Source organism: Ruegeria sp. HKCCD9138 (assembly GCF_057220975.1).
In genome coordinates, this window is sequence record NZ_JBWVAZ010000010.1 from 13,849 (window position 1) to 39,198 (window position 25,350).

A 25,350-nucleotide genomic window follows, 5' to 3' on the forward strand; every position below is an offset into this window, starting at 1 on the left:
GCATGTGTTAAATAATGGCCATGAACACACTTCTGGCCGCCTTTTCTGCTTTGTCCGATTCCACCCGCTTCTCGATTGTCGAGCAGTTGATGGAAGGGGGTGAATTGCCCGCCGGCGAATTGATCGAAGGCAAGGGTATGTCCGGCGCCGCGATCTCGCGCCATTTGAAGGTGCTGCGCGAGGCGGGTCTGGTACGGCAGCGCGTGCATGGCACCCAGCGGATGTATTCGATCCAGCCTGACGGACTTCGCGCAATCGCGGAATGGACCATCTCGAAACGGCAGTTCTGGGAAGGCGGCCTCGACCGTTTGAGCGAAATGATTGAAAGGGAGAATTCATGGCCGACCTGAAACTGGAACGCGAGTTCCCCACCAGTCCCGAAAACCTGTTTGCCTGGGTCAGTGACGGAGCAAAGCTACTGCAATGGTGGGGGCCGGAAGGATTGCATGTGCCCGAGCACGATCTGGATTTCTCGCGCCTTGGGCCGTGGTTTTCGGTGATGGAAAACGGAGAGGGTCAGCAATTCAAGGTCTCGGGCCATGTCACTCATGTCGATCCGCCCAAATCGGTCGGGTTCACCTGGGCCTGGCATGACGATCAGGACAAGCGCGGCCCGGAAAGCCATGTCACCTTTTCGGTGACTGCAACCGAGACCGGCGCGCGCCTGGTGTTGGATCACCGCGAACTGGCTGATGCAGAGGCCGCGGCGAACCATGAGCAGGGCTGGACTTCGTCCCTGCGCAAACTCGAAGCGAAGTGCAAATAGATTTCAACAGGGAGGAGCGATATGCCCCAATATTTGTTTGTCTATCATGGCGGAACAACACCGACCGACCCCGCCGAAATCGAAGCAACCATGGCTGCCTGGGGTGCATGGTTTCAAAATATGGGTGATGCACTTGAAATCCCCGGCAACCCGGTGGGTCAGTCCTACACTGTCAGCCATGAGGGTGTCGCCGACAATGGCGGTGCTAATCCGGCCTCGGGCTTTACTGTGATCAAGGCCGACAGCATCGACGCTGCGACGGAAATGGCCAAAGGCTGCCCGATGGTTGTCAACGGGTCAGGCTCGGTCGAGGTGGCCGAAGTTCACGAAATCGAGATGTGATCGCCTTAGCCGGGAAACCCCGGCGCCGGTCTGATCACGCCGCATTCCAGCCCGCGGCGGCTGTATTGTGTGGCGTTCATGAATTTGCGGGTGGCCGGATGTTCGGCCTCCAGCACCCCAAGGCTTACCAGAAGGGATGCAACCGCGCACTCACTGGCGCGGGTGGTGCCGTCCGCGATCTTCAGTGCGATGCCCATCCGTTTTTCCGGGATGATGGCGACGAACACGGCCTCGGCGCCAGTCTTGATCGCAGCACGGCCGTTCATGGCCTGCATCAATTCGGTACAGGCCCGGTTCTCTCCGGCAACCAGCTCGGGGTGTTTGATCATGGCTGAGGTCAATTGTTGCGCCGCGTCGCTGGCGCGATCAGATCGGTCAGCGGCCGAGGCAAACCACGCCATCGACCGCGCCAACCCCACCAAAGACGTCGCGAAATTGGGGGCTGAACAACCGTCGATGCCATAAGCTGGGCTTGTCTCACCCGTGGTTTCTTCCACAGCCGAGAGGCAGGCTTGCTGAACGGGGTGGTCGATCTCAAGATATTCCGGTCCGGCGCCCATATGCTGCGCCACGGTCAGAAATCCGCAGTGTTTGCCAGAGCAGTTGTTGTGGATCTGGCAGGGCGTGTCGTCGGCCAGGATCAACCCGTCGCGGGCTGCCATGTCGGAGGGTTCTTGCGGACCACAGCGCAGATCGGGTTCCGCCAGTCCCAGATGATCAAGCCAGGCCGAGACACGTTGCGTGTGGATCGCCGCCCCGGAATGGGACGCACAGGCCAGCGCCAGATGTTCGGAATGCAAACCGTATTTCGCCGCCGCGCCCGAAGTGATCAGCGGCAGCGCCTGGATCATCTTGGCCGACGAGCGGGGATAGATCACCGCATCGGGATTGCCCCAGCTGCGCACGATCTGGCCGGTGTCGTCACAGATCACCGCGTGCCCCAGATGCAGGCTTTCCAACAATGGGCCGCGCCATAGTTCTGTCATTGGTACCGGCTGCGTCATCTGGACCCTCCGCGTTATGCGCAAAATTCTGCCAATCGCCCTTTCGCCTGTGGCGAAACCTGCGTTAGTGTGTGTATGTCGGCAATCATCGGGATGCGCAATATTGATAGACGGACCAGGCAGGGTTCGCAGCCGTCACCGGTGGGTATGAGGTATAGGTCGAGCTAGGAGGCTGGACAATGGGATCAAAACTCGTCCGTGTGATCGCGGGCCTGTGCATGGCAGGGATGGCCACAACTGCAATCGCTCAGCAGGCGACAAGTACCAACAGGGTCGCGGCCAAGACCGATTGGAGCGTTTTTGTAGAAGATGATCCCACGGAATGCTGGAGCGTGTCCGCGCCCAAGGAAACTGTCAATACACGCGGTGGTCGCGTGGTATCGGTGCGCCGCAGCGATATTCTGTTGTTCGTATTTTATCGCCCCAACGCCGAGGTGAAAGGTCAGGTGACTTTCACCGGCGGTTACCCGTTTGCCGCTGGCTCGACGGTAAATCTTGTTGTCGACGGCAGCGAGTTCGAGTTGTTTACCGACGGTGAATGGGCCTGGCCGGCGACAGCTGCGGATGACGCCAAAATCGTCACGGCGATGAAACGCGGAACCGAGGCGGTGCTGACCGCGCGGTCAGAACGTGGCACGCAGACCAAGGACACGTTTTCGCTGCTGGGCTTTACAGCTGCCATTGAAGACGCCGAAAAACGCTGCACCAACTAACCGGTGCAAACCCTTGTCGCAGCCCCGTCGCTTTGGCGGGGCTTTGTGATTCCAACCCATCGAAATTATTGCTCCTTTACGTGACGTCTGCTCTCGCAATTGATCCGTATCAAGGCGCGGCTCGACTGTTTCTGAACTAATCGGTTCAGGTATTAGAGGAGCCAGCAAGATGATGAAAAAGACCCTTGCCGCGATGTTGATGATTTCTGCGGTTTTGGTAAGCGCGTGTGAAAAAGACAGCGATACATATCCGGTCACTGGCGAGCAGTGCGGGCCGGTAGATCCGGTCAAGACACTGGATGCAGCGGATTGTTATATCCCCCCAGCAGTTAACTAAGCCTGCCCCATGGGCCGCGGTGAATCTGCCGCGGCCGAGCTCGTTGTTCACTCCGGTCTTTTCCGTGTGTTAAGGTGGCCTGAAATAAATTCGGCCTTTCGGAGGACCGGTTCATGCGATGGGCTTTTATTGCCTTGTTCTTTCCGTTTGCGGCCATGGCTGACCCGACGCTGGAATGCTATGAGGCCGGTTCGCAGGTGGAAATCGGATCCTGCGTTGGAAATATGGAAGAGCGTGTAAATGTTGCGGTGGCTGAGAGCTACTCTTTCGCTGTTGCCGCCGCCAAAGAGCTGGACGAAGTGACCGGTCGGCCCGAGGCTGTTCCGGCGCTGGAAGCTGCACAAAACGCCTGGGAGGATTACCGTGACGCGCAATGCGACGCGGTAGGGGCCTCCTACGGTGGTGGTTCGGGCACAGGTATCGCAATCACATCCTGCAGGGTTGATCTGGGCCGTGCGCGCGTCGACGAATTACTGCGCTTTGCGAATTAGCCTGCACGATTTCTTTTGATCTTTGCGCGCGTTCCTATATAGAGGCGCATCCCAAGCCAGAATCCCTGAGATACGCACATGTCGCCCAAAGCGCCGATCACTCAAGACGTCATGACCATCCCCCGCAAACTGCCCGAGGGGAAGATCAACCTTGTCGGATTGACTCGCGATCGGCTGCGCGAGGTTCTGATCGAACATGGTACGCCCGAGAAGCAGGCAAAAATGCGGACCGGGCAGATCTGGCAGTGGATATATCAGTGGGGTGTGCGTGACTTTGCCGAGATGACCAATCTGGCGAAAACCTATCGCGCGCAACTGGCTGACAATTTCGTCATCGAAATCCCCGAAGTGGTGACCCGTCAGGTCTCCGAGGACGGGACCCGCAAATACCTGTGCCGCATCGCAGGCGGGCACGAGGTCGAGGTGGTCTACATCCCGGAAGAGGATCGGGGCACGCTTTGTATCTCGTCGCAAGTAGGCTGCACACTGACCTGTTCCTTTTGCCACACCGGCACGCAGAAGCTGGTGCGCAACCTGACGGCGGCTGAGATTGTCGGTCAGGTGATGATGGCCCGGGACGACCTAGAAGAATGGCCGGTGCCCGGCGCCCCGAAGGAAGAAACCCGTTTGCTTTCAAACATCGTTTTGATGGGTATGGGTGAGCCGCTCTATAATTTCGAGAACGTCCGCGATGCGATGAAGATTGCAATGGACCCAGAGGGGATTTCCCTGTCGCGTCGTCGAATTACTCTGTCGACGTCCGGCGTAGTCCCTGAAATCGCGCGCACAGCGGAAGAAATCGGCTGCCTGCTGGCGATCTCTTTCCATGCCACCACGGATGAGACCCGCGATGTGTTGGTGCCGATCAACAAGCGCTGGAACATCGAAGAGCTGCTTCAGGCATTGGCCAATTATCCGAATGCCTCAAATTCCGAGCGGATCACATTCGAATACGTGATGCTAGATGGTGTGAATGATAGCGATGAAGATGCACATCGCCTGATCGGCCATATCAAACGCCATAATATCCCGGCCAAGATCAACCTGATCCCGTTCAACGAATGGCCCGGCGCGCCGTACAGGCGCAGCTCGAACAATCGCATCCGGGCCTTTGCGAACATCATCTACCAAGCGGGCTATGCCTCGCCCATCCGCAAGACACGGGGCGAGGACATCATGGCGGCCTGCGGACAGTTGAAATCGGCGACGGAACGCGCCCGGAAATCACGCAAGCAGATCGAATCCGAGGCAGGATTGGGTTGAAGCCACACGGCCTAAACCGGTTGTAAGATATTAATTTCTGAATACCTGTATGTTTGTGTGCTGATTTGGTATGGTTTCGCACGGTTAAAGCGGGCCTCAAATTCGCGCACAAGGCGGTGAGAATGTGATCAGGGTCATAGAAAAGTTTTTCAATACCGCTATCCTCTGTTTGCGATACTAAGGCAGCTTTCAGGCGAACCGTACAAACGGATGGGCCATAAAAATGATTGCAAGACGCATGCAGGTAATTGGGGCTTTGGTTGCATTGGCAACCTGCGCGTCAGGTCTGATCGCGCAGACAACCGACAGAGATGCGCATCTGGCAATCGAAAACCCGGCAGAATTGTCCAAGGAAGAAGCGTTGGACGCTTACAAGTCGTTGCAGCGCCGCATGGAGCGGGGCTATGGCGCAGCGCAGCTGGATTTGCTTCTGAACTACCAGAATTGGCCGCTGTTCAACGATGCGCCCTATATTTCCGCCACCCACGGCCAGCGCTATGTGAACAGCTATGCCAATCGCATGGCGCATAACTACGGGACTCTGAAAGAGGGTGAAAAACTGCCCGTAGGCTCTGTGCTCGCCAAAGACAGTGTGACTGTTACGGACGAAGGCAACATTCATCCGGGTGCCCTGTTCGTGATGGAAAAACTTCCCCAGGGTGTTAGCCCCGACACCGGCGACTGGCGATACATCATGGTGATGCCGGACGGTTCGTTGTTTGGCGATACGACGGGTTTCCGCGCTTCGGCGGTCGCTTATTGCCATGAGTGCCACGAAGCGGTCGCGGAACGGGATTTCACGTTCTTCGTTCCCGAAGAATATGTGGTTGGGAACTGAGCAGGCTCAGACTGTTTCCTCGGGCAGTTTCAGCTCAGTGGCCTCGCGACGGCTGAGTTGCTCCCCTTGTTTGCGTTTCGAGAGTACTTCGCGTGCCAATGCGTATTTCTCGTCCTGCCAGAAGATCAGACATCCATTGCAGCCCTTGCCGCAGCAACCCTCGGTGCCGATCCGGTTGGTCTTGAACCGGCGTTCGTTGCCATCCTCACCGATCTTCTCGACCAGCTCGTCGCGACGACGGTCATAGGCCTTGGGGTTGTCGCGGCCCGAGGTTTCCAGCCCCTGCACCAGCTTGTCAAAGCGGATGCGGCTCCAGTGTTCGTCGGTCAGGGCGCGTTCCTTGCGAAGCACGGAATAGACCGGGAAACGGGCGCGCAGATCGTCGATGTCTTCATGGTCGAACAGGCTGAAAGGCAGGCGGATCACGGTTTTCGTGCTGCCATGCACCACGTCCAGCCGCGTACCGTCTGAGGCACGTTCGAAGTCATAGACCCGCAGCAGAACCGTGTCTCGCGAGATGGGCGAGACGAAATCCAGCACGTCGCCCGGTTCCAGCTTGTTCTTCACTTCGACCAGAAACGCATCCTCGGTCACTTCGATGACGATCCCGGCATATTCCCATTGCGCGATCGAGGCCGTGTGCTCGTAATCATGTGCGTAGTTGGTCAGCCGCCCTTCGTGAAAGGCCAGCGTATAGCCGCGGTTCCCGACGGTCTCCAACTCGCGCATATAGGGTTTCGGATCCCAGTTCTCAGGATCCGCGAAATAGTCGTCGATGGCCATCCGATACGCCCGCGCAACGATGGCGGCGTAATATTCCGATTTGCCGCGCCCTTCGACCTTGAGGCTGTCGACGCCGATCTTCAGATACTCATCCAGCTTCGGCATGATGCACAGATCGCGGGAATTGAGGATATACGAGCCGCGATCATCCTCTTCGATGGGCATCAGATCACCGGGGCGGCAGCCCTCTTCCAGCAGGAATTCGAACAGGTCGGCGTTTTCTTCGGTGATGCGAAGTTCCTGATGCGTACCGTCCTTGAGGCGCAGCTTCAGGCCATAGTTCCAGCGGCAGGAATTGGCGCAATTGCCCTGATTGGCCCCGCGTTCGGCCATGAAGTTCGACAGCAGGCAGCGACCCGAATAGGTCATGCACATGGCGCCGTGCACAAACGCCTCAAGTTTGATGTCAGGGCATTTCTCGCGGATTTCGACCAGTTCGGGATACGAGACTTCGCGCGCCAAAACCACCAATTCCGCCCCCTGATCCTGCCAGAATTTCACCGACAGCCACGAACAGATATTGGCTTGGGTCGAGATATGCAGCGGCAGTTCGGGTGCGCGTTCGCGGACGTATTGGAACACACCGGGGTCGGCGATGATCAACCCGTCGGGCTGAACCTTGCGCACCGTGTCGATGTATTCGTCCAGTTTCGGGATGTCTTTGTTGTGCGAAAACAGGTTCAGCGTCAGATAGGCGCGCCGCCCATGGCTGTGGCAGAACTCGACCCCTTCAATCACCTCTTCCAGCGAGAACTCGGATTTCGTGCGCAGCGACATATCCGGTGTGCCCAGATACACGGCGTCCGCCCCGTAAAGGATGGCGAGTTTCAGTTTGCGCAGATTGCCCGCAGGCATCAGGAGTTCGGATCTGGACTGGGTCATGGGAATACCGGGCTCTGGATCAATGGGCCCTTCTACGGCAGTTCCCTCGAGTCCAAAAGGGCAAACCTGCCATGCAGTCCAGTGTTACCTGCGACTGAACCGCGCCGCTCCAATCACCTCGATCAGTTGCTGACGCACCGGCTCGGGTTGCTTACCAACCGCATTCAGAACTTCGCGCAACTCGGCGCGCAGCCCGTGCATCTGATCGATCAGTGAGATCATCATCGACAGGGCGTCAGCCTCCATGTCGTATTGGTCATGCAATTCGCAGGCAAGCTCCAGCCGCGCAACGTCGATGCTCTGATAAACCAGCCCCTGTTCCGATTGCTCGGGGATTACGATTTCAGCGGCCAGATACTCGGTCAGCCGGTCCGACGTCAGGCGGGCGATGGTATCGATCAGTTCCTCTTCGGTCAGGGTCATGACGGCATTCCTTTCCGCGGATCATAGCGGTGTGTGTCGCGCCATGTCTCCATGAATTGCTTCAGCTCATCATCGATCTTGTCTGGCATGGTGACGGTTAGTTCGATCAGCTGATCGCCGCGTTTGGAGGAGCCACGCTTCTTCACCCCCTTGCCGCGCAGCCGCAGGGTCTTGCCACTGCTGGTACCCGCCGGGACAGTCACGTTCACACCGCCATCAATTGTCGGGGCGGGAACCTTTCCGCCCAGCACGGCTTCGTCAATCGTGATCGGCAGCGTAATATGGATGTCATCGCCCCGACGGTCGAAAACCGGGTGCTTGGCGACGGAAACAGTCACCAGGGCGTCGCCCGGTGGACCCTCGCCATAACCCGGCGCGCCCTTGCCGCGCAGCCGGATGGTCTGGCCATCGGTGATGCCGGCAGGGATCTTGACTTCAATCCGGTCTCCGTCGGGTAGGGTCAGCTTTTGGCTGGCGCCAAAGACGGCATCCAGAAAGCTGATCTGCAGCGAGTAGTTCAGATTGTGACCCGGCGCATGAAACTCATGAGTGCGCTGCCCACTGAACCCCCCGCGCCCGCGCATGAACTCAGCGAAGATGTCGGACATGTCCTCCGGGTCGCCATAGGTTGCGCCCGAACGATAGGGATTTCCGGCGGCTTCGGCATAGTCGCGATAATATTGCTGCTGAGGACGTTCCTGACCCGAGGCATCGATTTCGCCATTGTCGTAACGTGCCCGCGTTTCAGGGTCTTTGAGCAGATCATAGGCCGCCGCAGCCGCTTTGAATTTCGCCTCGGCCTCGGCATCTCCGGGCTTCAGGTCGGGGTGGCACTCTTTGGCGATACGCCGATAGGCTTTCTTGATCTCGGCGTCGCTGGCGTCCTTCGAGACGCCAAGGACGGAATAGGGATCGTCGCTCATCTCACACTCGTGGGTCAGGGGCATGTCTGATCTTGATGAATGTGTTCTATCACGCGATTTCAACACGTCAAAATGAAGAGGCGTTTGAATTATCTCGCAAATTCCCGGTGCCCTGCTAATATCTGCATGTTTTGAGATGATAATTGACGGAGACCGAGGGATGACGCGCAGAATTAAGTCCGCATTGGCGTTGCTGGCGGGGAACGCAATTGGTTTGTTGTTGGCTTCTCTTCTGTTGGCGGGGTTTGCGATCAGGCCGATCTCGTTCATCGTTGTGGTGATCGTCTTTACGGTTGTGCAGGTGGTGGCTGAGCCTTTGATCTTGAAACTGGGTGAAAAGAAAGCACCCGCACTTAAAGGCGGGATCGCTTTGATTGTGACGTTCGTCGGATTGCTGGTGACCGATCTTATTACGACGGGGCTGACCGTGGGCGGAATTTCCAACCTGCTGGCGGCGACATTGCTGGTATGGCTGGGGTCGTTGATCGCCAGCGTCGTGCTGCCGATCTATGTGTTCAAGGAACTGCGTGGTCCGACGAAATAGTTACAAGCCGTTCAGGCTGGCTTCGATAGACTGCCACAGCTCCTCAACCGGTTCGCAGCCGACCGACAGCCGGACAAAGGCCGGATCGACGTCATCCCCCCAACGCGCGCGGCGTTCGGCCGAGCTGTGGACGCCGCCGAAGGATGTGGCGGGGCGCAGAAGCCGGCAGTCATTGATGAAATGCTCGGCCTTTTCCTCGGAGTTCAGAGTAAGGCTGAGCAGAAATCCGAACCGAGCGGTCTGAGCCTTGGCCAATGCGTGCGCCCGGTCATCGGGCAGGCCCGGGTAGCGTACATGTTTTACCGCTGGATGCATCGCAAGTCGTTCTGCAAGAACCTGCGCTGATGAGCACATGCGGTCAAACCGCACATCGAGCGTTTCCAGCCCGCGATGCAGCAACCATGCCTCGTGTGGTCCGGGGATAGACCCGGAAACCTTCCGCCATTCTTCGACCCGTTCCATGATATGCGCATTGCGGCTGGCGACATGTCCCATCAGCAGGTCGGAGTGACCACCCATGGCCTTGGTGTCTGAGGCCACAACTATGTCGATGCCCATGTCCAGCGGGCGCTGGCCCAAGGGGGTCATCGTTGTATTGTCGGCAATCGTGACACCACCGGCTGCCCGGACATCTTCGGCCACTGATCCAAGGTCGATCATGTCGAGGCCGGGGTTCGAAGGGCTTTCGACAAAAACAACGTCAAACCCTTCAAATCCTCCCGTCGAGAACTCCGTAGTGGCCCGTTCCTCGACCAGGACACCCAACCCGGCCAGAAACCGGTCAGCCAGCAGGCGGGTTACGTAATAACCGTCCGATGGGATCAGAATGCGTGAACCGGCTTTGACTGTGGCAAACAGAGCGGCAGAAATTGCCCCCATCCCTGAGGGGAAAGTTAGGCAAGGTGCGTCTTCAAGGTGGGACAGAACGTGCTCCAAATGCTCCCATGTCGGGTTATCGACACGGCCATATGTCGCAAATCCGTCCGGTGCTCCGGGCAGGTGGAACATGCTGCTTTGCGTCAGCGGCAGCGCTACGGGATCGCCCTTGCCCAAAGCGTTGCCACGCAAGTGAAGCATCTCTCCGGGTTTTGGTGCCATGGTTCAGCGCCCCGGTATTTCGTCGCGTGGCGGCGCAGGTTCCCAGTTCTCGATGATATCAACCGCCTCTTGAGCGGTGTCGACAAAGCGGAACAGGTCCAGATCCTCGTCCGAGATGGTTCCGGCATCCGCCAGTGCCGCCCAGTTGATGACCGTCTCCCAGAATTCGCGACCAAACAGCAGGAACGGCACGCGCTCCATCCGGCCGGTCTGGATCAGAGTAAGGGACTCGAATAGTTCGTCCATCGTGCCAAACCCGCCCGGGAAGATGGTGATGGCGCGGGCACGCATCAGGAAATGCATCTTGCGGATCGCGAAGTAGTGAAAATTGAAACTGAGGTCCGGCGTCACGTAAAGGTTTGGGGCCTGCTCGTGCGGTAGAACGATGTTCAGACCGATCGAGCAGCCACCCGCATCCTGCGCGCCGCGATTACCGGCTTCCATCACACCGGGGCCGCCACCCGTGACGATCACGTTCTCACGGCAGCCGGTCTGGTTGGATTTCTCGGTCATCAGCCGCGCGAACTCGCGGGCCTCATCATAATATTTCGACAGCCCGGCCAAAGTCTCGGTCCGAGCCGTGTGCTTTTGGGATGGCTCGGGAATGCGCGCGCCGCCGAACATGACGATGGTCGAGGTGATCTCGCGCTCGCTCATGATCATCTCGGGCTTCAGCAGTTCCAGTTGCAGACGCACCGGCCGCAATTCGTCCCGGCACAGGAAATCATCGTCGGCAAAAGCGAGGCGATAGGCCGGGGACCGTGTCTGTGGCGTATCCGGCACCTCGCTTGCGGTCGAACGGTCGGTCTGCGCATCGCGGAACGGGCTGAGGCGGTCTTCTCTCATTGTTGAAGTATCCCTGCTTGCGTGTTTCCCAAACAGCTATAGGGTTCGCGGGCAGAGTGCCAGTCACGGAAAGACAAGAATGGATTGGAAGACTGAAATTTTGGCGGCGGCAAACCGTGTCGACGGATATGCACAGAAGACGCCGGTTATGGAGAGTACCGCGCTTGGCCTGGATTTCCCGGTCGAGATGAAGCTGGAGCATTTGCAGCACACGGGCAGCTTCAAGGCACGTGGGGCGTTCAACACACTGCTCAGCATGGAGGTGCCCGCGGCGGGCGTCGTGGCCGCGTCAGGGGGCAATCACGGTGCCGCCGCTGCTTTTGCGGCCCGGGCGTTGGGACATCCGGCCAAGATATTCGTGCCGGAACTGGCCGGGCCGTCCAAGATTGGCCTGATCGAGCGTATTGGCGCGGACCTGAGCGTCGTTTCCGGTGAATACGCCAATGCGCTGACCCTGGCGAAAGTACATGAGGAAGAAAACGGCGCGATGCAGATCCATGCCTATGACGCGCCGGCTACTGTTGCCGGGCAGGGCACGTGTTTTGCCGAATGGGATGCGCAAGGTTTGCAGGCGGACACTGTTCTGGTCGCCGTTGGCGGTGGCGGTTTGATCGCCGGTGCCTTGGCCTGGTTTCAGGGCGCACGCAAAGTCGTGGCGGTTGAGCCTGAAACCTCCTGCGCCGTGAACGCGGCGCTGCAAGCGGGCGAGCCGGTGGATGTCACAGTATCCGGCATTGCGGCGAACGCGCTGGGCGCGAGGCGGATCGGGAACATCTGTTTCGGCCTCGCGCAGGGGATGACCTCGGTTCTGGTGTCGGACGCATCTATCGCGGCGGCGCAGAAAGCCCTCTGGCAAGCACATCGCATTCTGGTTGAACCTGCCGGAGCGACGGCATTGGCCGCCTTGACGTCCGGCGCATATCGGCCGGAACCAGGCGAACGCGTGGCCGTTTTGGTGTGCGGAGGAAATATTGCTCCGGACCCGCTGGACGGGTGAATTATCCGCTTGTGGAAACAGGTTGCGCTTTTTATCTATAATCCATGAACGCGACCATTGCCGACACGATCTACGAAAAACTGAGCCAGCAAATCGTAACGGGTGATTTGGCGGCGGGAGAAAAGCTGCGCCAGGACCATATTGCCCGCACATTCGAAACCAGCCACGTGCCAGTGCGCGAGGCATTGTTGCGGCTCGAAGCGCATGGGCTGGCCCAAAGCGCGCCCCGACGCGGGATGCGGGTGACTGCACTCGATCCGGCCGAGGTGCGCGAGGTGATCGAAATGCGGGTCGCGCTGGAATCCCTGGCGCTTCAGCATTCGGTGCAGAATATGACTCCGGCTGCCTTGAAACTGGCGGATGACGCCCGGATCGCCTGTGACGCCGCCGACAGCATGCCAGTTTGGGAAGCTCGGAACCGTGTCTTTCACAGAACAATACTGACGCCCTGCGCATTGCCGCGTCTTTTGCACACGATCGACGATCTGCACATTGCCGGTGCGCGGCATCTGTTCGCGCATTGGCGCCCGAAATGGGTGAAGCGCGTCGATACCGATCATGCCGCCATCATACAGGCGCTAAAGAACAAGGACGCCGCAGCCGCGACGTCAATTCTGGTGCGCCACATTCGTCGCGCCAGCTAGCCCCGTTTTGCAACATCATCCGCGCGTCAAAGGTGCCTTATTAGGCAGCGGCAGAATGTTGACGTAAACAGGGCCCTCTGCGTCGCATTGCACCATAGGTCCTGCTTGCGTATAGGCCAAACCAACGTGAACAGATTCTGCAGGGAGTAGCCCCATGTCCAACGCGCAACTGGAAGCCGCAATCGAAGCCGCCTGGGAGGTTCGCGATACGATCAGCCCAGCCACAACAGGTGAACAGCGCGAAGCGATCGAGGATACGTTGAACGCTTTGGACAGCGGCTCGCTGCGTGTGGCCGAAAAACTGGAGAACGGCAGCTGGCATGTAAACCAGTGGGCCAAAAAGGCGGTTCTGCTGGGCTTCCGCATCAAGGACATGGAAATCCAGTCGGGCGGTCCGCAGGTTGGTGGCTGGTGGGACAAGGTCGACAGCAAGTTTGCGGGTTGGGGTGAAAACCAGTGGCGGTCCGCAGGTTTCCGTGCAGTTCCGAACTGTGTGGTCCGCAAATCGGCCTATATCGCTCCGGGCGTCGTGCTGATGCCGTCCTTCGTTAACCTTGGCGCATATGTGGACGAAGGCACCATGGTCGATACCTGGGCCACGGTCGGCTCCTGTGCGCAGATTGGCAAGAATGTGCACTTGTCCGGCGGTGTCGGCATCGGCGGTGTGTTGGAGCCGATGCAGGCCGGCCCGACCATTATCGAGGACAACTGCTTTATCGGTGCGCGCTCCGAAGTGGTCGAGGGTTGTATCGTCCGCGAAGGCTCGGTTCTGGGCATGGGCGTGTTTATCGGCAAATCCACAAAGATCGTCGATCGCGAGACCGGCGAGGTCATGTATGGCGAAGTGCCGCCCTATTCTGTGGTCGTGGCCGGTTCGATGCCGTCCAAGAACAACGTCAGCCTGTATTGCGCGGTAATCGTGAAACGGGTTGACGAAAAAACCCGCTCGAAAACAGGCATCAACGAATTGCTGCGCGACTGATACTTTGTACCAAAGGAAAAAGGCCGGTGCGCAGTGGCCCCGGCCTTTCTTTTTGACAGCTGGCGGAAGAAAACACCAGAAATCGAACTTTCAAAGCTCTGATCAGGTCGCCGTGCTTGGCATAGTAACCTTTTTGGTTAGCGGTCTTCGCCCGGCCGTTCTACTTCTTCTTCAGTCTCTTCTTCTTCCTCGCCATCATCGTCTTCTTCGATTTCCTCTACTTCTTCGTCATCATCGTCTTCTTCTGTGTTCTCCTCTTCTTCCTCGCCTGAACGGCCTTCAGTGTCCGACTCATCGTCGTTCTCGGACGCGCCATTGCTCTCGGCCTCGCCGTCATCTTCGGATTCACCATCGTCCTCGGCTTCGCCGTCGTCCTCAGACTCGCCGTCGTCCTCGTTCTCGGCCTCGCCTTCGTATTCGCCGTCCTCATCATCATCGTCCGCGACTGATTGCTCTTGTGCATGTGCGGCATCAGAGGAAAACACCGACAACACCAGCGCTGCGGGTGCCATGGCCAACGCGAAAAGGCTTGCCATTATTGTTAGGAATTTTGACAACATACTCATCTAACTTCCCTTCTCAAAAAATCAAATTGCAGTGTGCGCATCTTAATTTTTGTTCATTTCACCAAGTAACGGCTTGAAAAGGTGATGTCGTGTTCAGCCGAAATTCGCGCAATATGGGCAGAAATACCGGCCAATTAATGCCGTTTTCAACCATCCGGATTCTTGCAAAATATGATGTCAATCCCTTGGCGAATTTTTTATCGACGTGCTGTGTCCATTTTGCACAAGTCTGAGTGTCGCTACACACATGGCACAACCTGATCGGTGACGCCCCTGCGAATCGCTGAAAGTAGGTAGATGGCTGAATGAGTTGACCGTTTCATCTTGCGGACGTAAGGCAGACGGCATGGAAAAGAAGACCAAGAAACCCTCGCGCCAGCAGGTTTATACCTTGTTGGTTCAGATCGGCCGCAAGGAAGGCGATGGGTTGCCTGAAGGGGCGACCGGGGCGGCGTTGATGTGTTTCGCATCCGGCGTGGACGAAGCCGAAGCCGTACGTGAAACTGTGGCCATCCTGAAACAAGCTGACACCGCGCCGCTGGATGTCACTGGCTATGGCACCCTGGCCGAGCGCGAAGCACAGGGTCACGACATCGACCCCGATGAGCGGGCCCTGATGCAGCGAGCTTTGGACGAAAACGCGGTTATCGTCGCGCAGATGACGCCATTTTTCGGGGATGAAGAGCAGGCCTAATTGCGGGCACCGAACCACTTGCGGTAAATCTCGTCATAAGTCCCGTCTTCGCGCAGGGCCAGAAGGGCCTGATTGACGTCCTCAACAAGGGGTGATCCCGTCGGGAAAGCGATGCCGTAGTTTTCGCGCAGGAAGACGCCACCGGTCATCGAAGCGACCCTGCGCCCTTCATGGGAGGCGAAATACGACAGGATCGGCGCGTCAAAGACGACCGCATCCAGCTCTTCATTTGTGAATGCGTTAAGCAATCCTTCCAGATCGTCAAAACCGGCAAACTCGATCTCGCGTCGGTTCAGGAAATTGGCTGCGGTTGAACTTGAGATGGTACCGACCTGCTTGCCGTACAGATCATTGACCGAGTTCACGTTGCCGCTGATTGCATCGACGGTCATGACCGATGTGATCCGTGCGGTGAACACGGAAACGATAAACAGCGATGACACCACCAACACCACGCCCAACAGGCGTCCGAACGGGGTGCGCGGCATGCGTTCTTCGAACCCGCCATTCACAACCAGATTGAGCGCCCACCAGAATGACGGAAACCAGGCCTCATTGAGCTTGCGGTCAAAATAGGGTTGTGCGCGGCGCTCGAAACCCCACATCAACATGCCGCCGCCCAGAAGGATGGCAAAAGCGAGGCCAATGGCAATAAACAGTTCACGTGACAGCAATGCATGGAGCAGCGACGGCCTGCGAGCCGCGTCCGAGGGCACCATGATCTGCAACCCGGCCTCGAAAATCGGCTGGCTGAAATCCATCTGGGTTTCGCGCGCGGCAGTGATCGAGATATTTGCAATCGCAAGATCCGCGCTGCCGTCCTGCACGGCGCTCAGCATTTCCCCAAACGCTTCGACCCGGTTGATGGAATAATTCCAACCCAGTGCCTCGGACAGCGCTTCGAGCAGATCCATCGAAAACCCGGTCTCGGCCCCGTCTTCCACATATGAAAACGGAGGGCGGGTCACAGTGGTGACCGTAAGGGACTGAGCCTGGCTTTGCTGTGCAAGAACCGCGAACGTCAGGCAGATCAGAGCGAAGAGGGCGCGCATCATTGTCTATTTACCTGTTTCGCGGCCCTGTAACGCAATTGCGGGTTGCGCGGCAAGGCGGTCGCGGGGTCATCTTGCCTGTTTTATTGGCGTATCAATGTGAAACGAAGGCGGATTAGCGGTCACAATCTGGGCTCTTGGGGTTGGCAATCCGGCCAATTCGTTGAATCTGTGCGCGAACAAAGGCCTGAACACTTCCATGAGGTATCCCGTGACCGATCCCGTCCAGCTGACCGCAGAGCTGATCCGTTGCCCATCGGTCACACCTGAAGAAGGCGGTGCACTGGTCCTGCTGGAACGCATTCTGTCGGAGGCCGGGTTCGTTTGCACCCGCGTGGATCGGGGCGGCATCGCCAATCTGTTCGCACGATGGGGGCAAAAGGGTCATCCGCGCAGCTTTGGATTCAACGGCCACACGGATGTCGTTCCCGTTGGCGACCAAGCCGCGTGGACCATGTCGCCTTTTGGTGCCGAAATCCGTGACGGCGTGATGTACGGACGCGGCGCAACGGATATGAAGTCGGGCGTGGCGGCCTTTGCCGCAGCTGCGATCGACTTCGTCCGCGATACGCCCCCGGACGGGGCCATAATCCTGACGATCACCGGTGATGAAGAGGCGGACGCGCTGGACGGTACAACGGCCTTGCTCGATTACATGGAGCAATCTGGCGAACGCATGACCGCTTGTCTGGTCGGCGAACCTACCTGTCCGAACCAAATGGGCGATATGATGAAGATCGGACGCCGCGGCTCGATGACCGCTTGGTTTACTGCGACCGGAGAGCAAGGTCATTCCGCCTACCCGCACAGGGCCAAAAACCCGCTGCCCGCGATGGCCCGGCTGATGGATCGTCTGGCCAGCCACGAGCTGGATCGCGGTACGAAGCACTTTGATGCCTCAACTCTGGCCGTCGTGACCATCGATGCCGGAAACCCCGCAACCAACGTCATCCCTGCACAATGCAGCGGGGCTGTGAACATCCGGTTCAACGATCTGCATTCCGGCGCCAGCCTCAGCGAATGGTTGACGGCCGAAGCGGCTCGGGTTTCGGAAGAATTCGGCGTCGAAGTCGCAACGAAAATCAAGATCTCAGGTGAAAGCTTTCTGACGCCGCCCGGCGAACTTTCCGACCTCGTGGCACGCGCCGTTCAGGCTGAAACCGGCGTGCAGCCCGAAATGTCGACAACCGGCGGTACATCCGATGCGCGGTTCATCAAGAACCATTGCCCAGTGGTAGAGTTCGGACTGGTCGGTCGCACCATGCATCAGGTCGATGAATGCGTCGAAATAGCCCAGATACAACAGCTCAAGACGATCTATGCGCGCATACTGGCTGATTATTTTGCCTGACCCATGCAACGCACTCTGATTATCATGGTCAAGGAACCTCGGCCGGGCCGCGTCAAAACCCGGTTGGGTCGGGAAATCGGCATGGTCAATGCCGCCTGGTGGTTTCGGCATCAGACCAGGTCGCTGATCAGGCGCTTGCGCGATCCGCGTTGGGATTTATTACTGGCTGTCTCGCCCGACCGGGAAGGGCTGAGCAGCCGGGTTTGGCCTACCGACCTGCCGCGTGCCGCCCAGGGCAGGGGCGACCTTGGGGATCGCATGGGGCGCATGTTGCGCTCAGCACCGAAAGGGCCGGTTTGCCTGATCGGCGCCGATATTCCGGGCATCACGCGCAACCATGTTGCGCAAGCCTTCCAGTATTTGGGTTCTGCTCAGATGGTATTCGGCCCCGCGCCGGACGGCGGCTACTGGCTTGTCGGGGCGCAGCGCTACAAGGCGTTACCGTCCGGCCTGTTCGACAGCGTGCGATGGTCGACGGAACACGCGCTCGCGGACACGCTGGCTTCGGTGCCGGGCTGCCGGGTCGCATTGTTGAATCATTTGCGGGATGTTGACACCATGGCCGATCTGAATTCCTGACGCTGAGTGCCGCTTTTTGGTCATGACGCGGTCGCATCCCCGTGATACGCCGAAGATATGACTCGCATCCCCACCAAGCAGGAGATCCTCGATTGGATCTCGGCGAACCCCACCCTGACCTCGAAACGCGATATCGCCAAGGCCTTTGGTATCAAGGGCGCGGACCGGATCGACCTCAAACGTATCCTCAAGGAGCTTGAGGCCGAAGGGCATCTTGAAAAGCGCAAGCGCAGTTACCGCGACCCGGATCGGTTGCCGCCAGTCAGCGTGTTGCAGGTGAAGGCCCCGAACGCGGATGGCGACCTTTTTGCGCGTCCGCTCGAGTGGCATGGCGAAGGGGTCGAGCCTATCGTCCTGATCATCTCCCGCGCCAGTGATCCTGCGCTGGGAGAGGGCGATCGCATCTTGGCCCGCCTGACGGTGGTGCACGAGGAAGACCACAACTATGAGGCCCGCCTGATCCGCCGCATCGGAACCAATCCGCGTAAGATTGTCGGTATCTTTCGCAAAGGGGCCGAGGGTGGGCGGATCGTGCCCATCGACAAGACCGGCCAGACCGAGTGGCTGGTCCATGATGGCGCGGTTTTGGGCGCAAAGGATGGCGAACTGGTCGAGGCCGAACAGGCCGGGCCAAAGAACCGCATGGGTCTGCCCCGAGCGCGCATTGTGGAACGGCTGGGTGATCCGTCGGCACCCAAGGCTGTCTCGCTGATCGCAATCCATCAGCACGGCATCCCCGACGATTTTCCCGACAAGGTGATTGCCGAGGCTGACAAGGCCAAACCTGCTGGACTTAAGGGGCGTGAAGACCTGCGCGATATGCCGCTGCTGACCATCGACCCCTCGGATGCGCGGGATCATGACGACGCCTGTTATGCGCACGCGGATGACGATCCGAAGAACCCCGGCGGCCATGTGATCTGGGTCGCCATCGCTGATGTGGCCGCTTACGTGCAGCCCGGAACCGCGCTGGACCGAGAGGCGCGCAAACGGGGCAATTCCAGCTATTTCCCGGATCGCGTGGTGCCGATGCTGCCCGACCGGCTGTCGGGCGATTTGTGCTCGCTGCATGAAGGTGTTCCGCGGGCCTGTATCGCCGTGCGGATGCAGATCGACGCCGAAGGCAACAAGATCGGCCATCGATTCCTACGGGGGCTGATGCGCTCGGCTGCGTCCCTGAACTACGCCGAAGTGCAAGAGGCCATCGACGGCAATTCAAATGACCGGACCGGACCCTTGCTGGAGCCCGTTCTGAAACCTCTCTACGCCGCCTACGCCGCGTTGAAGAAGGCGCGCGCAGTGCGGCAGCCGCTGGAGCTGGACTTACCCGAGCGAAAGATCGTGTTAAGCGAAACCGGCAAAGTGGAAAGCGTCGCGTTCCGCGAACGTCTGGACGCACACCGGCTGATAGAAGAATTCATGATCCTCGCCAACGTCGCCGCCGCTGAAACACTGATCGCAAAACGCCGCCCGCTGCTGTTTCGCGTGCATGAGGAGCCCGCGCCCGAGAAACTGGAAAGCCTGCGGGAAACGGCGCAGGCAGCGGGTCTCAACCTGGCGAAAGGGCAGGTGCTGCAAACCCGCCACCTGAACGCATTGCTAAACGCCGCCGCCGGGACTGAAGATGCGGAACTGATCAACCTGTCGACGCTGCGGTCGATGGCTCAGGCCTATTACAACCCCGAGAACTTTGGCCATTTTGGGCTGGCGCTTCGGAACTACGCGCACTTCACGTCGCCCATCCGGCGCTATGCCGACCTGATTGTGCATCGCGCGCTGATCTCGGCGCATGGCTGGGGCAAGGACGGACTGACCGAAGAGGAAATCGACAGGCTCGAGGAAACCGCCACCCACATCTCGGACACCGAACGCCGCTCGATGATGGCGGAACGGGACACGACCGACCGCTACCTTGCCGCCTATCTCAGCGAACGCGTGGGCAATGAGTTCACAGGCCGGATCAGTGGCATCGCCCGGTTCGGGGCGTTCGTGAAGATGGATGAAACCGGTGCGGACGGTCTTGTTCCCGTACGCTCGCTGGGGCGTGAGTTTTTTCATTTCGATCGCGAGGCCGGAACCCTGATGGGTTCGGACACCGGCTTGATTATTGCCATCGGCCAGCGTGTCACCGTGCGTCTGACCGAAGCGACCCCTGTGACCGGTGGGCTGGAACTGGAATTGTTGTCCATCGAAGATCACGCGCTGCCGCGCAGTCGCGGCCCGGCGGGGCGATCAACGCGCCGAAAGGCAGTGAGTTCGAAGCGAAAAAAGGACAAGATCAAGCGCAAGATCGAGCGAAAACGCCGTCAAAGGTGATAGGTCAGGGCCCGCGCAATCAGCCAGCCGTGACGGGTTTCGTCGATCTGGTCCGGATCGTCAAACAGCACGGCCCGATTGCCGTCGATCCGGTCCTCATTGGGAAAGGCTGAGGTGAAATCGCCTATTAGCCGGCTCTGACAATGCACGAACAAGGCAAACGACGCAGATTTGTGGGAGCCCAGCCGGATCGTGGAGCCTTTGGGTGCCAGGTACGCAGGCTGACCCCAACGTAGCGCCTCTTGCAAAGGCTGGGCGTCTGGTATTGACCCCGCTGTGTGCAGAACAAGTTCCCGCAGGATCAGAGCGCCCTTGCGGGTGCTCTTGGGAAAGGCCTCAAAGGCGGCCTTCACTGCCGGGTCGTCAATCGGTGTCATGCCAGGGGTATTGCCTGTTCCATCCGGTCCACATAGCTGTTCAGCAGCTTATCCTGTTTGATACGGCGGGTCAGCGGTGTATCGGCCGGGGTCGCACGCATCGCAGCCAGCATTGGTCCCACGCTCATGTCTGCCGAGGTCGGGTGATCCCCCATCAGAAAGGTTGATTGCCACAGAAAGGCTGAGATCGCCTCGAGGTCGCGCTCGATCCTTTCTGTTCGCTCTGCATAGGAAAACCGCGAAACACCCTGCGTGCTTAGACCCGTCAGTACGGATTTTCGAATGGAATTGCTTACCGGACGGCGGATCAGCGCGGGTATTTCAGAAAAGAACATGTCCCGCAGGATTGGCCAGACATCGTCATTGCCCCAGCGGTCCAGAACAATCTGGAAATACAGATGCTCCTCGGCCAATCGAACCAACGCGCGCGATTGCGCCTTCTGTATATCGGTCAGGCCCCTGTCGAAATCGGCCCCCTGCGCCTCAAGCCAGTCGCGAATCAGGTCACTGTCTGGGACCAGGCGTTCCGGTGTGCGCAGCACCGGCAGTTTCTGGTGCGGCATCTTGCGGGGGTCCAGCATGTCGGACCGCCGCCAGCGCTGCCCGGATTGCTGAAGCATATATGCGGTCTTGACGCAGAACGGGCTGGCGCTGAACAGGCCAAAAGCAGTGGGAAAGGTCAGAAGGGTCAGCATCGTCGGCTCCGTGGTTGGGATGCCACATGGATAGTTCAGACTAGTGACAGAAACTGTCATCAGGTTTAGATTAGTCTGTGTCATGTCCCGTACCGCCCGCCTTTTTCAGTTGATGCAAGCCCTCCGCTCTGGTCCGTCGCCGAAAACGTCGGTGCAGCTGGCACAGGATCTTGGTGTTTCGCCCCGCACGGTGCACCGGGACATCGATGCTCTGCGCAGCCTTGGCGCGGTGATTGATGGAGAGGCCGGTTTTGGCTTTACCTTGGTCGAGGACGCCACTCTGCCGCCTCTGGGGTTCACAGATGACGAGCTTGAGGCGCTTGTCCTTGGCCTGCGCGAGGTGCAATCGATCGGCGATCCCGGACTGTCGGATGCGGCCAGCGCAGCGTTGCGCAAGTTGCAGGGCCGCTTACCACAACGCCAGTCCCATCGTCTGAGCCATGCAGTCCTGACCGCAACCCGCTTTGATCGACCGGCCAAGCCGACGATCGACGTCGCCAATCTGCGCTCAGCCACCTGGGACGAGCGCGTGATCGAATTTGCGTATACGGACGCCAAAGGTGACGATACGCGGCGCAAGGTCAACCCACTGAGCATTGTCTACATGGACCGCGCCAGCGTGTTGATCAGTTGGTGCCATCTTCGGCAGGATTTCCGTGTCTTCAGGCTGGACCGCATACGCAAGATGTCCGTGTCGGATGAAAGCTTTAGGCCAAACCGAGTGCCCTTGTTGCGCGAGGCGCTGGCCCGCATTCGCGCTGAGCGGGAAGCGAAAGACAACGAAAACACGACCTGAGTGCTTTGTGAAATGCCGGTTCTGCGCTATCCTGTTGCCGAGCAGTAATCAGGAAAATCGGAATGCGTAAATGCATAGGTGGCGTTATGACCGCCGCATTATGGGCATCCATTGTGCAGGCGGAAACGACAGACAAATCAACAGGGTCGAAACCCATGGACCTGCCGGGTTCGGCTCAGCTGGCTTCGGCAGACGTCACGGTTTCTATCCGGCCGGCTCTTCGGCCAACGGCTAAGGTGGAACACGTGTCAGCAGAAGGAAATGCAAGGTTTCAGGCGTGGCTCGGAGCGTTCCGGGACAGAGCCCGGGAGCAGGGGATCAGCCAGAGCACACTGGATGCGGCGCTGGCGGGGGTTACCTATGACAGAGAGGTCATAAACAAAGACCGCAATCAGGCCGAGTTTTCAAAGCCAATCTGGGAATATCTTGATTCCGCTGTCTCCGACACGCGCATCGCCGATGGGCGCGCCGGGCTGGGCAGGCATGGCGAAGCCCTGACGCGGATTGAGGCGCAATATGGCGTCGAAAAGGAAGTTGTGACCGCGATCTGGGGATTGGAGACGTCGTTTGGAACCTACCGGGGCAGCAACCAGACCATCCGATCGCTGTCGACGCTGGCATTCGATGCACGGCGGGCGACGTTTTTTGAAACCCAGTTGATTGCCGCCTTGCGGATCGTCCAAGCCGGCGATGTAAGTGCCGAAAATATGGTTGGCAGTTGGGCTGGTGCGATGGGGCATACACAGTTCATGCCGACATCTTATCTGGATCACGCCGTGGATTTCGACGGCGACGGACGGCGAGATATCTGGTCGGATGATCCGACCGATGCCTTGGCTTCCGCCGCGGCCTATTTGGCGCGCTTTGGGTGGACCAAGGGACAGCCATGGGGTGTTGAAGTGCGTCTGCCGGACGGGTTCGACTATGCCACGGCCAGACGCGATTACACGCTGATGCCATCTGAATGGGGTGCACGTGGGGTGGTCGCTGCAAACGGTGCGTCGGTGCCGGATCATGGTCAGGCCGCGATCCTGTTGCCCGCGGGTGGGCAGGGCGTAGCGCTAATGATTTTTGACAACTTCAAAGTGATCGAAAAGTACAACGGTGCCGACGCCTACGTGATCGGGATTGGCCATCTTGCAGACAGGTTGTCCGGAAGCGGCGCGTTTCAAGCCGAATGGCCCCGCGGCGATCGCGGGCTGAGTTTCACCGAACGCAAGGAGCTGCAGACACGCCTGACTCAGGCCGGATACGACACGCAGAGCATTGACGGGCGCATCGGTCCGAACACGACCAGCGCCGTGCGCTCATACCAGTTGGCGCAGGGGCTGTTGCCTGATGGGTATGCCAGCCTGAAACTGCTGGAACGTTTGCGTTGACCGAGGATGATGTCCCAATCCCGCGCTGGTTCGTTACGTGAATAAATCGGACCTCAGCGTTGGATGTGTCAGATCAGGGCGGCAGAATGCTGATCGAAAAGGCGATCATTTGACTCGACTGGCTGTGTCACTTTTTTCGACCGAAGGCGCAAATTCCGGGAGCGTAAAGACCTGCGTTGATTGCGTCATACCCGCCAATTTGTGAAGTCCCAAAGGCTCAAGGCGAGTTGAAACATCTGCCGCAAATTCAGAGGACAAAACCAGGGGTGTTCGTAGTGACTTACACAGCCCTTCCAGTCGGTTGACCTGATTTACCGCCGGTCCAATCGTGGTGAAGTCCAGCCGACGTTCCGTGCCGACATTGCCATACATGACCGAGCCGCGGTGCAGGGCAATTCCAAAATCAATCCTGCCCCCGTGCTCTTCCCATGCGATGTTCTTTTCCTGCGCACGCGCCAAGCATTCCAACACCGAAGACAGCGCCGCCCGGCACATGTCGACTGCGGGACGAGATTTTTCGTCGATCGGAAAGATCGCCATAACTGCGTCGCCGATAAATTTCAGGACTTCACCGCCGTGGTCTTCCACGGCTCCGGCCGTGCAGTCAAAGTAGTCGTTTATCAACGCGAGATACCTGTCCATTGGCATGTCTTCCGCCATTCGGCTTGAGTTGCGAAGGTCGCAATAGAACAAGATACAGTCTATTGCTCCGCCGTCCCCGCGCTCGATAACGCCATCCAGGACACGGTTGCCCGAGTAACTTCCAAGGTACGCATCCAGCAGACCTTGCGCCAGAATTCGTGATTTCGCAGTTTTTATGACCAGCGCGAGGGCAGGCATCAGCGCTCGAATATAGTTGATTTCAGAATCGCTGAATCCTCCGATACGCCGGGTTGTGATCGACAACACGACGCCTTCCATCCCCGGCGGAAAGTCCGACCAACGACTGGTGTCATCGCGTTGATAGCTCTCAAACAGCACGAGATAATCCGTCAGCCCATCCGAACGAAGGTCTTCAAGGATCGGAAAGTCGGGTTCGGTGGGCCCGTCCTCCAGCTTGTAGCGCCGGAACGTGTCCCCGCTGCATGCCAATTCGAAAAAAGGTGTATTGCGAAATCTGGGTGTGTCCAGTTGATCCCTGGGTGTGAGTTCGGCCTTGGCCTGATCGTCACGGACTGTCCAAAGAACGTTCAAAGCGCCGAATATTGGATGCAGCACCATTCCCCCGACATTGACCCGAACGACAGGAATTCCGGCGGACACAAGCCGGTTGCCAAAGCCATGCACGACGTCCTCAGCCTTGGTGTCGCGCAGGCCGCACTGCATCAGCCAAGTGGCGACACTATCCAAAAGTGGTGACCTGTCGAACTCAATCATACCGAAACACGTCCCTGTCGAAGAAAAGCGATTTGAATTAGTCGGCCTATGGGATCCAGGACGCGATTGCATGCATTGCGAATGTGCGACCATGATCCGAGCAATCTGTGCATTTGTAGCACGACCTACTACTTCACTCCTAGAACAGGGTGCCGCACGCCCTCTGGCGAAACTTTTTGTTGGTGACCGCTTCGGGTTCGAACCGGGCCACAACCTGCCGGCAACGCAGTGATATCGGGCAAAGTGGAACAAGCCGCCCATTTGCCGGACGTCTCACCAGTCGGTCCATAGT

General features: G+C 58.6%; 29 protein-coding genes. 18 read left to right on the forward strand and 11 right to left on the reverse strand.

What is annotated here, in order from left to right; translation table 11 throughout:
• Nucleotides 1–20 precede the first annotated feature (20 nt).
• Genes AC2TEL_RS16070 through AC2TEL_RS16080 form a run of 3 tightly spaced genes read left to right on the forward strand, consistent with a single transcriptional unit; the run spans nucleotide 21 to nucleotide 1,108 of the window.
• The gene (locus AC2TEL_RS16070; protein WP_480905295.1) at nucleotides 21–350 is read left to right on the forward strand and encodes an ArsR/SmtB family transcription factor; all 330 of its coding nucleotides are present in this window, start codon (nucleotides 21–23) and stop codon (nucleotides 348–350) included.
• Complete coding sequence (locus AC2TEL_RS16075; RefSeq protein WP_480905298.1) at nucleotides 338–766, forward strand: SRPBCC family protein; 429 nt, start codon at nucleotides 338–340, stop codon at nucleotides 764–766. The genes AC2TEL_RS16070 and AC2TEL_RS16075 overlap by 13 nt, the downstream gene beginning before the upstream one ends.
• A 21-nt stretch (nucleotides 767–787) precedes the next feature.
• Nucleotides 788–1,108 (forward strand): YciI family protein, encoded by a 321-nt coding sequence (locus AC2TEL_RS16080; RefSeq protein WP_480862520.1) that lies wholly within the window; start codon nucleotides 788–790, stop codon nucleotides 1,106–1,108.
• 5 nt (nucleotides 1,109–1,113) lie between these two features.
• Here AC2TEL_RS16080 and AC2TEL_RS16085 read toward each other — a convergent pair whose 3' ends face one another.
• Entirely contained in the window at nucleotides 1,114–2,112 is a 999-nt protein-coding gene (locus AC2TEL_RS16085) for an asparaginase (RefSeq protein ID WP_480905300.1), read from the reverse strand.
• A gap of 179 nt (nucleotides 2,113–2,291) precedes the next feature.
• Here AC2TEL_RS16085 and AC2TEL_RS16090 point away from each other — a divergent pair, with 179 nt between their 5' ends.
• From AC2TEL_RS16090 to AC2TEL_RS16110, 5 genes are all read left to right on the forward strand, one after another.
• On the forward strand, nucleotides 2,292–2,825 hold the full coding sequence (locus AC2TEL_RS16090; protein ID WP_480841387.1) for an invasion associated locus B family protein: 534 nt from the start codon (nucleotides 2,292–2,294) through the stop codon (nucleotides 2,823–2,825).
• Nucleotides 2,826–2,994: 169 nt separating this feature from the next.
• On the forward strand, nucleotides 2,995–3,162 hold the full coding sequence (locus AC2TEL_RS16095; RefSeq protein ID WP_480905303.1) for a hypothetical protein: 168 nt from the start codon (nucleotides 2,995–2,997) through the stop codon (nucleotides 3,160–3,162).
• A gap of 113 nt (nucleotides 3,163–3,275) precedes the next feature.
• Nucleotides 3,276–3,653: a lysozyme inhibitor LprI family protein gene (locus AC2TEL_RS16100; protein ID WP_480862518.1), complete on the forward strand. Its 378-nt coding sequence runs from the start codon at nucleotides 3,276–3,278 to the stop codon at nucleotides 3,651–3,653.
• Between the two features lie 78 nt (nucleotides 3,654–3,731).
• Complete coding sequence (gene rlmN, locus AC2TEL_RS16105; RefSeq protein ID WP_480905304.1) at nucleotides 3,732–4,916, forward strand: dual-specificity RNA methyltransferase RlmN; 1,185 nt, start codon at nucleotides 3,732–3,734, stop codon at nucleotides 4,914–4,916.
• A 223-nt stretch (nucleotides 4,917–5,139) separates the two neighbouring features.
• The gene (locus tag AC2TEL_RS16110; protein ID WP_480905307.1) at nucleotides 5,140–5,754 is read left to right on the forward strand and encodes a cytochrome P460 family protein; all 615 of its coding nucleotides are present in this window, start codon (nucleotides 5,140–5,142) and stop codon (nucleotides 5,752–5,754) included.
• Between the two features lie 6 nt (nucleotides 5,755–5,760).
• Here AC2TEL_RS16110 and AC2TEL_RS16115 read toward each other — a convergent pair whose 3' ends face one another.
• The 3 genes from AC2TEL_RS16115 to AC2TEL_RS16125 form a co-directional block, all read right to left on the reverse strand.
• Nucleotides 5,761–7,419 (reverse strand): U32 family peptidase, encoded by a 1,659-nt coding sequence (locus tag AC2TEL_RS16115; protein ID WP_480905309.1) that lies wholly within the window; start codon nucleotides 7,417–7,419, stop codon nucleotides 5,761–5,763.
• An 84-nt stretch (nucleotides 7,420–7,503) separates the two neighbouring features.
• On the reverse strand, nucleotides 7,504–7,842 hold the full coding sequence (locus AC2TEL_RS16120) for a hypothetical protein (RefSeq protein WP_480905312.1): 339 nt from the start codon (nucleotides 7,840–7,842) through the stop codon (nucleotides 7,504–7,506).
• The gene (locus tag AC2TEL_RS16125) at nucleotides 7,839–8,765 is read right to left on the reverse strand and encodes a DnaJ C-terminal domain-containing protein (RefSeq protein WP_480905556.1); all 927 of its coding nucleotides are present in this window, start codon (nucleotides 8,763–8,765) and stop codon (nucleotides 7,839–7,841) included. The genes AC2TEL_RS16120 and AC2TEL_RS16125 overlap by 4 nt, the downstream gene beginning before the upstream one ends.
• 160 nt (nucleotides 8,766–8,925) lie before the next feature.
• Between AC2TEL_RS16125 and AC2TEL_RS16130 the strand changes: the two genes are divergently transcribed.
• A complete protein-coding gene (locus tag AC2TEL_RS16130) occupies nucleotides 8,926–9,309 on the forward strand; it encodes a hypothetical protein (protein WP_480841373.1) in 384 nt (127 codons plus the stop codon).
• On the opposite strand, the gene AC2TEL_RS16135 is transcribed toward AC2TEL_RS16130, so the two are convergent.
• Together AC2TEL_RS16135 and AC2TEL_RS16140 are read right to left on the reverse strand one after the other, a co-directional pair.
• Nucleotides 9,310–10,407 (reverse strand): cystathionine gamma-lyase, encoded by a 1,098-nt coding sequence (locus AC2TEL_RS16135; protein ID WP_480905315.1) that lies wholly within the window; start codon nucleotides 10,405–10,407, stop codon nucleotides 9,310–9,312.
• Nucleotides 10,408–10,410: 3 nt separating this feature from the next.
• On the reverse strand, nucleotides 10,411–11,253 hold the full coding sequence (locus AC2TEL_RS16140) for an LOG family protein (RefSeq protein ID WP_480905317.1): 843 nt from the start codon (nucleotides 11,251–11,253) through the stop codon (nucleotides 10,411–10,413).
• Nucleotides 11,254–11,332: 79 nt separating this feature from the next.
• Between AC2TEL_RS16140 and AC2TEL_RS16145 the strand changes: the two genes are divergently transcribed.
• The 3 genes from AC2TEL_RS16145 (at nucleotide 11,333) to dapD (ending at nucleotide 13,876) form a co-directional block, all read left to right on the forward strand.
• Complete coding sequence (locus AC2TEL_RS16145) at nucleotides 11,333–12,250, forward strand: serine/threonine dehydratase (protein WP_480905320.1); 918 nt, start codon at nucleotides 11,333–11,335, stop codon at nucleotides 12,248–12,250.
• A 44-nt stretch (nucleotides 12,251–12,294) separates the two neighbouring features.
• The gene (locus tag AC2TEL_RS16150) at nucleotides 12,295–12,894 is read left to right on the forward strand and encodes a GntR family transcriptional regulator (protein WP_480905322.1); all 600 of its coding nucleotides are present in this window, start codon (nucleotides 12,295–12,297) and stop codon (nucleotides 12,892–12,894) included.
• Nucleotides 12,895–13,048: 154 nt separating this feature from the next.
• Nucleotides 13,049–13,876 carry a 2,3,4,5-tetrahydropyridine-2,6-dicarboxylate N-succinyltransferase gene (gene dapD / locus AC2TEL_RS16155; protein ID WP_480905325.1) on the forward strand — a complete coding sequence of 276 codons (828 nt, stop codon included), beginning with the start codon at nucleotides 13,049–13,051 and terminating at the stop codon, nucleotides 13,874–13,876.
• 137 nt (nucleotides 13,877–14,013) lie between these two features.
• Here the strand turns inward: dapD and AC2TEL_RS16160 are convergent, their stop codons facing one another.
• Nucleotides 14,014–14,412: a hypothetical protein gene (locus tag AC2TEL_RS16160; RefSeq protein WP_480905328.1), complete on the reverse strand. Its 399-nt coding sequence runs from the start codon at nucleotides 14,410–14,412 to the stop codon at nucleotides 14,014–14,016.
• Nucleotides 14,413–14,788: 376 nt separating this feature from the next.
• On the opposite strand from AC2TEL_RS16160, the gene AC2TEL_RS16165 reads away from it, so the two are divergent.
• Nucleotides 14,789–15,136 (forward strand): hypothetical protein, encoded by a 348-nt coding sequence (locus AC2TEL_RS16165; protein ID WP_480841359.1) that lies wholly within the window; start codon nucleotides 14,789–14,791, stop codon nucleotides 15,134–15,136.
• Here the strand turns inward: AC2TEL_RS16165 and AC2TEL_RS16170 are convergent.
• Nucleotides 15,133–16,191 carry a transporter substrate-binding domain-containing protein gene (locus tag AC2TEL_RS16170; RefSeq protein WP_480905330.1) on the reverse strand — a complete coding sequence of 353 codons (1,059 nt, stop codon included), beginning with the start codon at nucleotides 16,189–16,191 and terminating at the stop codon, nucleotides 15,133–15,135. The two genes, AC2TEL_RS16165 and AC2TEL_RS16170, sit on opposite strands and share 4 nt — an antisense overlap.
• Before the next feature lie 196 nt (nucleotides 16,192–16,387).
• Between AC2TEL_RS16170 and dapE the strand changes: the two genes are divergently transcribed.
• The 3 genes from dapE to rnr are packed head-to-tail and all read left to right on the forward strand — an operon-like array spanning nucleotide 16,388 to nucleotide 20,434.
• A complete protein-coding gene (gene dapE / locus AC2TEL_RS16175) occupies nucleotides 16,388–17,539 on the forward strand; it encodes a succinyl-diaminopimelate desuccinylase (protein WP_480905333.1) in 1,152 nt (383 codons plus the stop codon).
• A 3-nt stretch (nucleotides 17,540–17,542) separates the two neighbouring features.
• A complete protein-coding gene (locus AC2TEL_RS16180; RefSeq protein ID WP_480905336.1) occupies nucleotides 17,543–18,118 on the forward strand; it encodes a TIGR04282 family arsenosugar biosynthesis glycosyltransferase in 576 nt (191 codons plus the stop codon).
• Nucleotides 18,119–18,175: 57 nt separating this feature from the next.
• Complete coding sequence (gene rnr / locus AC2TEL_RS16185; RefSeq protein WP_480905339.1) at nucleotides 18,176–20,434, forward strand: ribonuclease R; 2,259 nt, start codon at nucleotides 18,176–18,178, stop codon at nucleotides 20,432–20,434.
• Here rnr and AC2TEL_RS16190 read toward each other — a convergent pair.
• Nucleotides 20,425–20,811 carry a DUF1801 domain-containing protein gene (locus AC2TEL_RS16190; protein WP_480905342.1) on the reverse strand — a complete coding sequence of 129 codons (387 nt, stop codon included), beginning with the start codon at nucleotides 20,809–20,811 and terminating at the stop codon, nucleotides 20,425–20,427. The two genes, rnr and AC2TEL_RS16190, sit on opposite strands and share 10 nt — an antisense overlap.
• Entirely contained in the window at nucleotides 20,808–21,590 is a 783-nt protein-coding gene (locus AC2TEL_RS16195) for a glutathione S-transferase family protein (protein WP_480905344.1), read from the reverse strand. The genes AC2TEL_RS16190 and AC2TEL_RS16195 overlap by 4 nt, the downstream gene beginning before the upstream one ends.
• On the opposite strand from AC2TEL_RS16195, the gene AC2TEL_RS16200 reads away from it, so the two are divergent.
• Nucleotides 21,589–22,302: a helix-turn-helix transcriptional regulator gene (locus AC2TEL_RS16200; RefSeq protein ID WP_480841345.1), complete on the forward strand. Its 714-nt coding sequence runs from the start codon at nucleotides 21,589–21,591 to the stop codon at nucleotides 22,300–22,302. The two genes, AC2TEL_RS16195 and AC2TEL_RS16200, sit on opposite strands and share 2 nt — an antisense overlap.
• A 62-nt stretch (nucleotides 22,303–22,364) precedes the next feature.
• The gene (locus AC2TEL_RS16205) at nucleotides 22,365–23,681 is read left to right on the forward strand and encodes a lytic murein transglycosylase (protein ID WP_480905347.1); all 1,317 of its coding nucleotides are present in this window, start codon (nucleotides 22,365–22,367) and stop codon (nucleotides 23,679–23,681) included.
• 105 nt (nucleotides 23,682–23,786) lie between these two features.
• On the opposite strand, the gene AC2TEL_RS16210 is transcribed toward AC2TEL_RS16205, so the two are convergent.
• On the reverse strand, nucleotides 23,787–25,058 hold the full coding sequence (locus tag AC2TEL_RS16210; protein ID WP_480905350.1) for an adenylate/guanylate cyclase domain-containing protein: 1,272 nt from the start codon (nucleotides 25,056–25,058) through the stop codon (nucleotides 23,787–23,789).
• Between the last annotated feature and the right edge of the window lie 292 nt (nucleotides 25,059–25,350).

Bases quoted from the DNA above. Each gene is read 5' to 3' on its own strand.
- AC2TEL_RS16170 (WP_480905330.1), bottom strand. From the start codon at position 16,191: ATGATGCGCGCCCTCTTCGCTCTGATCTGCCTGACGTTCGCGGTTCTT.
- AC2TEL_RS16200 (WP_480841345.1), top strand. From the start codon at position 21,589: ATGTCCCGTACCGCCCGCCTTTTTCAGTTGATGCAAGCCCTCCGCTCT.
- AC2TEL_RS16110 (WP_480905307.1), top strand. From the start codon at position 5,140: ATGATTGCAAGACGCATGCAGGTAATTGGGGCTTTGGTTGCATTGGCA.
- AC2TEL_RS16080 (WP_480862520.1), top strand. From the start codon at position 788: ATGCCCCAATATTTGTTTGTCTATCATGGCGGAACAACACCGACCGAC.
- AC2TEL_RS16205 (WP_480905347.1), top strand. From the start codon at position 22,365: ATGCGTAAATGCATAGGTGGCGTTATGACCGCCGCATTATGGGCATCC.
- dapD (WP_480905325.1), top strand. From the start codon at position 13,049: ATGTCCAACGCGCAACTGGAAGCCGCAATCGAAGCCGCCTGGGAGGTT.
- AC2TEL_RS16070 (WP_480905295.1), top strand. From the start codon at position 21: ATGAACACACTTCTGGCCGCCTTTTCTGCTTTGTCCGATTCCACCCGC.
- dapE (WP_480905333.1), top strand. From the start codon at position 16,388: ATGAGGTATCCCGTGACCGATCCCGTCCAGCTGACCGCAGAGCTGATC.
- rnr (WP_480905339.1), top strand. From the start codon at position 18,176: ATGACTCGCATCCCCACCAAGCAGGAGATCCTCGATTGGATCTCGGCG.
- rlmN (WP_480905304.1), top strand. From the start codon at position 3,732: ATGTCGCCCAAAGCGCCGATCACTCAAGACGTCATGACCATCCCCCGC.
- AC2TEL_RS16090 (WP_480841387.1), top strand. From the start codon at position 2,292: ATGGGATCAAAACTCGTCCGTGTGATCGCGGGCCTGTGCATGGCAGGG.
- AC2TEL_RS16195 (WP_480905344.1), bottom strand. From the start codon at position 21,590: ATGACACAGACTAATCTAAACCTGATGACAGTTTCTGTCACTAGTCTG.
- AC2TEL_RS16125 (WP_480905556.1), bottom strand. From the start codon at position 8,765: ATGAGCGACGATCCCTATTCCGTCCTTGGCGTCTCGAAGGACGCCAGC.
- AC2TEL_RS16190 (WP_480905342.1), bottom strand. From the start codon at position 20,811: ATGACACCGATTGACGACCCGGCAGTGAAGGCCGCCTTTGAGGCCTTT.
- AC2TEL_RS16120 (WP_480905312.1), bottom strand. From the start codon at position 7,842: ATGACCCTGACCGAAGAGGAACTGATCGATACCATCGCCCGCCTGACG.
- AC2TEL_RS16150 (WP_480905322.1), top strand. From the start codon at position 12,295: ATGAACGCGACCATTGCCGACACGATCTACGAAAAACTGAGCCAGCAA.
- AC2TEL_RS16085 (WP_480905300.1), bottom strand. From the start codon at position 2,112: ATGACGCAGCCGGTACCAATGACAGAACTATGGCGCGGCCCATTGTTG.
- AC2TEL_RS16140 (WP_480905317.1), bottom strand. From the start codon at position 11,253: ATGAGAGAAGACCGCCTCAGCCCGTTCCGCGATGCGCAGACCGACCGT.
- AC2TEL_RS16210 (WP_480905350.1), bottom strand. From the start codon at position 25,058: ATGATTGAGTTCGACAGGTCACCACTTTTGGATAGTGTCGCCACTTGG.
- AC2TEL_RS16135 (WP_480905315.1), bottom strand. From the start codon at position 10,407: ATGGCACCAAAACCCGGAGAGATGCTTCACTTGCGTGGCAACGCTTTG.
- AC2TEL_RS16115 (WP_480905309.1), bottom strand. From the start codon at position 7,419: ATGACCCAGTCCAGATCCGAACTCCTGATGCCTGCGGGCAATCTGCGC.
- AC2TEL_RS16145 (WP_480905320.1), top strand. From the start codon at position 11,333: ATGGATTGGAAGACTGAAATTTTGGCGGCGGCAAACCGTGTCGACGGA.
- AC2TEL_RS16075 (WP_480905298.1), top strand. From the start codon at position 338: ATGGCCGACCTGAAACTGGAACGCGAGTTCCCCACCAGTCCCGAAAAC.
- AC2TEL_RS16095 (WP_480905303.1), top strand. From the start codon at position 2,995: ATGATGAAAAAGACCCTTGCCGCGATGTTGATGATTTCTGCGGTTTTG.
- AC2TEL_RS16180 (WP_480905336.1), top strand. From the start codon at position 17,543: ATGCAACGCACTCTGATTATCATGGTCAAGGAACCTCGGCCGGGCCGC.
- AC2TEL_RS16130 (WP_480841373.1), top strand. From the start codon at position 8,926: ATGACGCGCAGAATTAAGTCCGCATTGGCGTTGCTGGCGGGGAACGCA.
- AC2TEL_RS16100 (WP_480862518.1), top strand. From the start codon at position 3,276: ATGCGATGGGCTTTTATTGCCTTGTTCTTTCCGTTTGCGGCCATGGCT.
- AC2TEL_RS16165 (WP_480841359.1), top strand. From the start codon at position 14,789: ATGGAAAAGAAGACCAAGAAACCCTCGCGCCAGCAGGTTTATACCTTG.
- AC2TEL_RS16160 (WP_480905328.1), bottom strand. From the start codon at position 14,412: ATGGCAAGCCTTTTCGCGTTGGCCATGGCACCCGCAGCGCTGGTGTTG.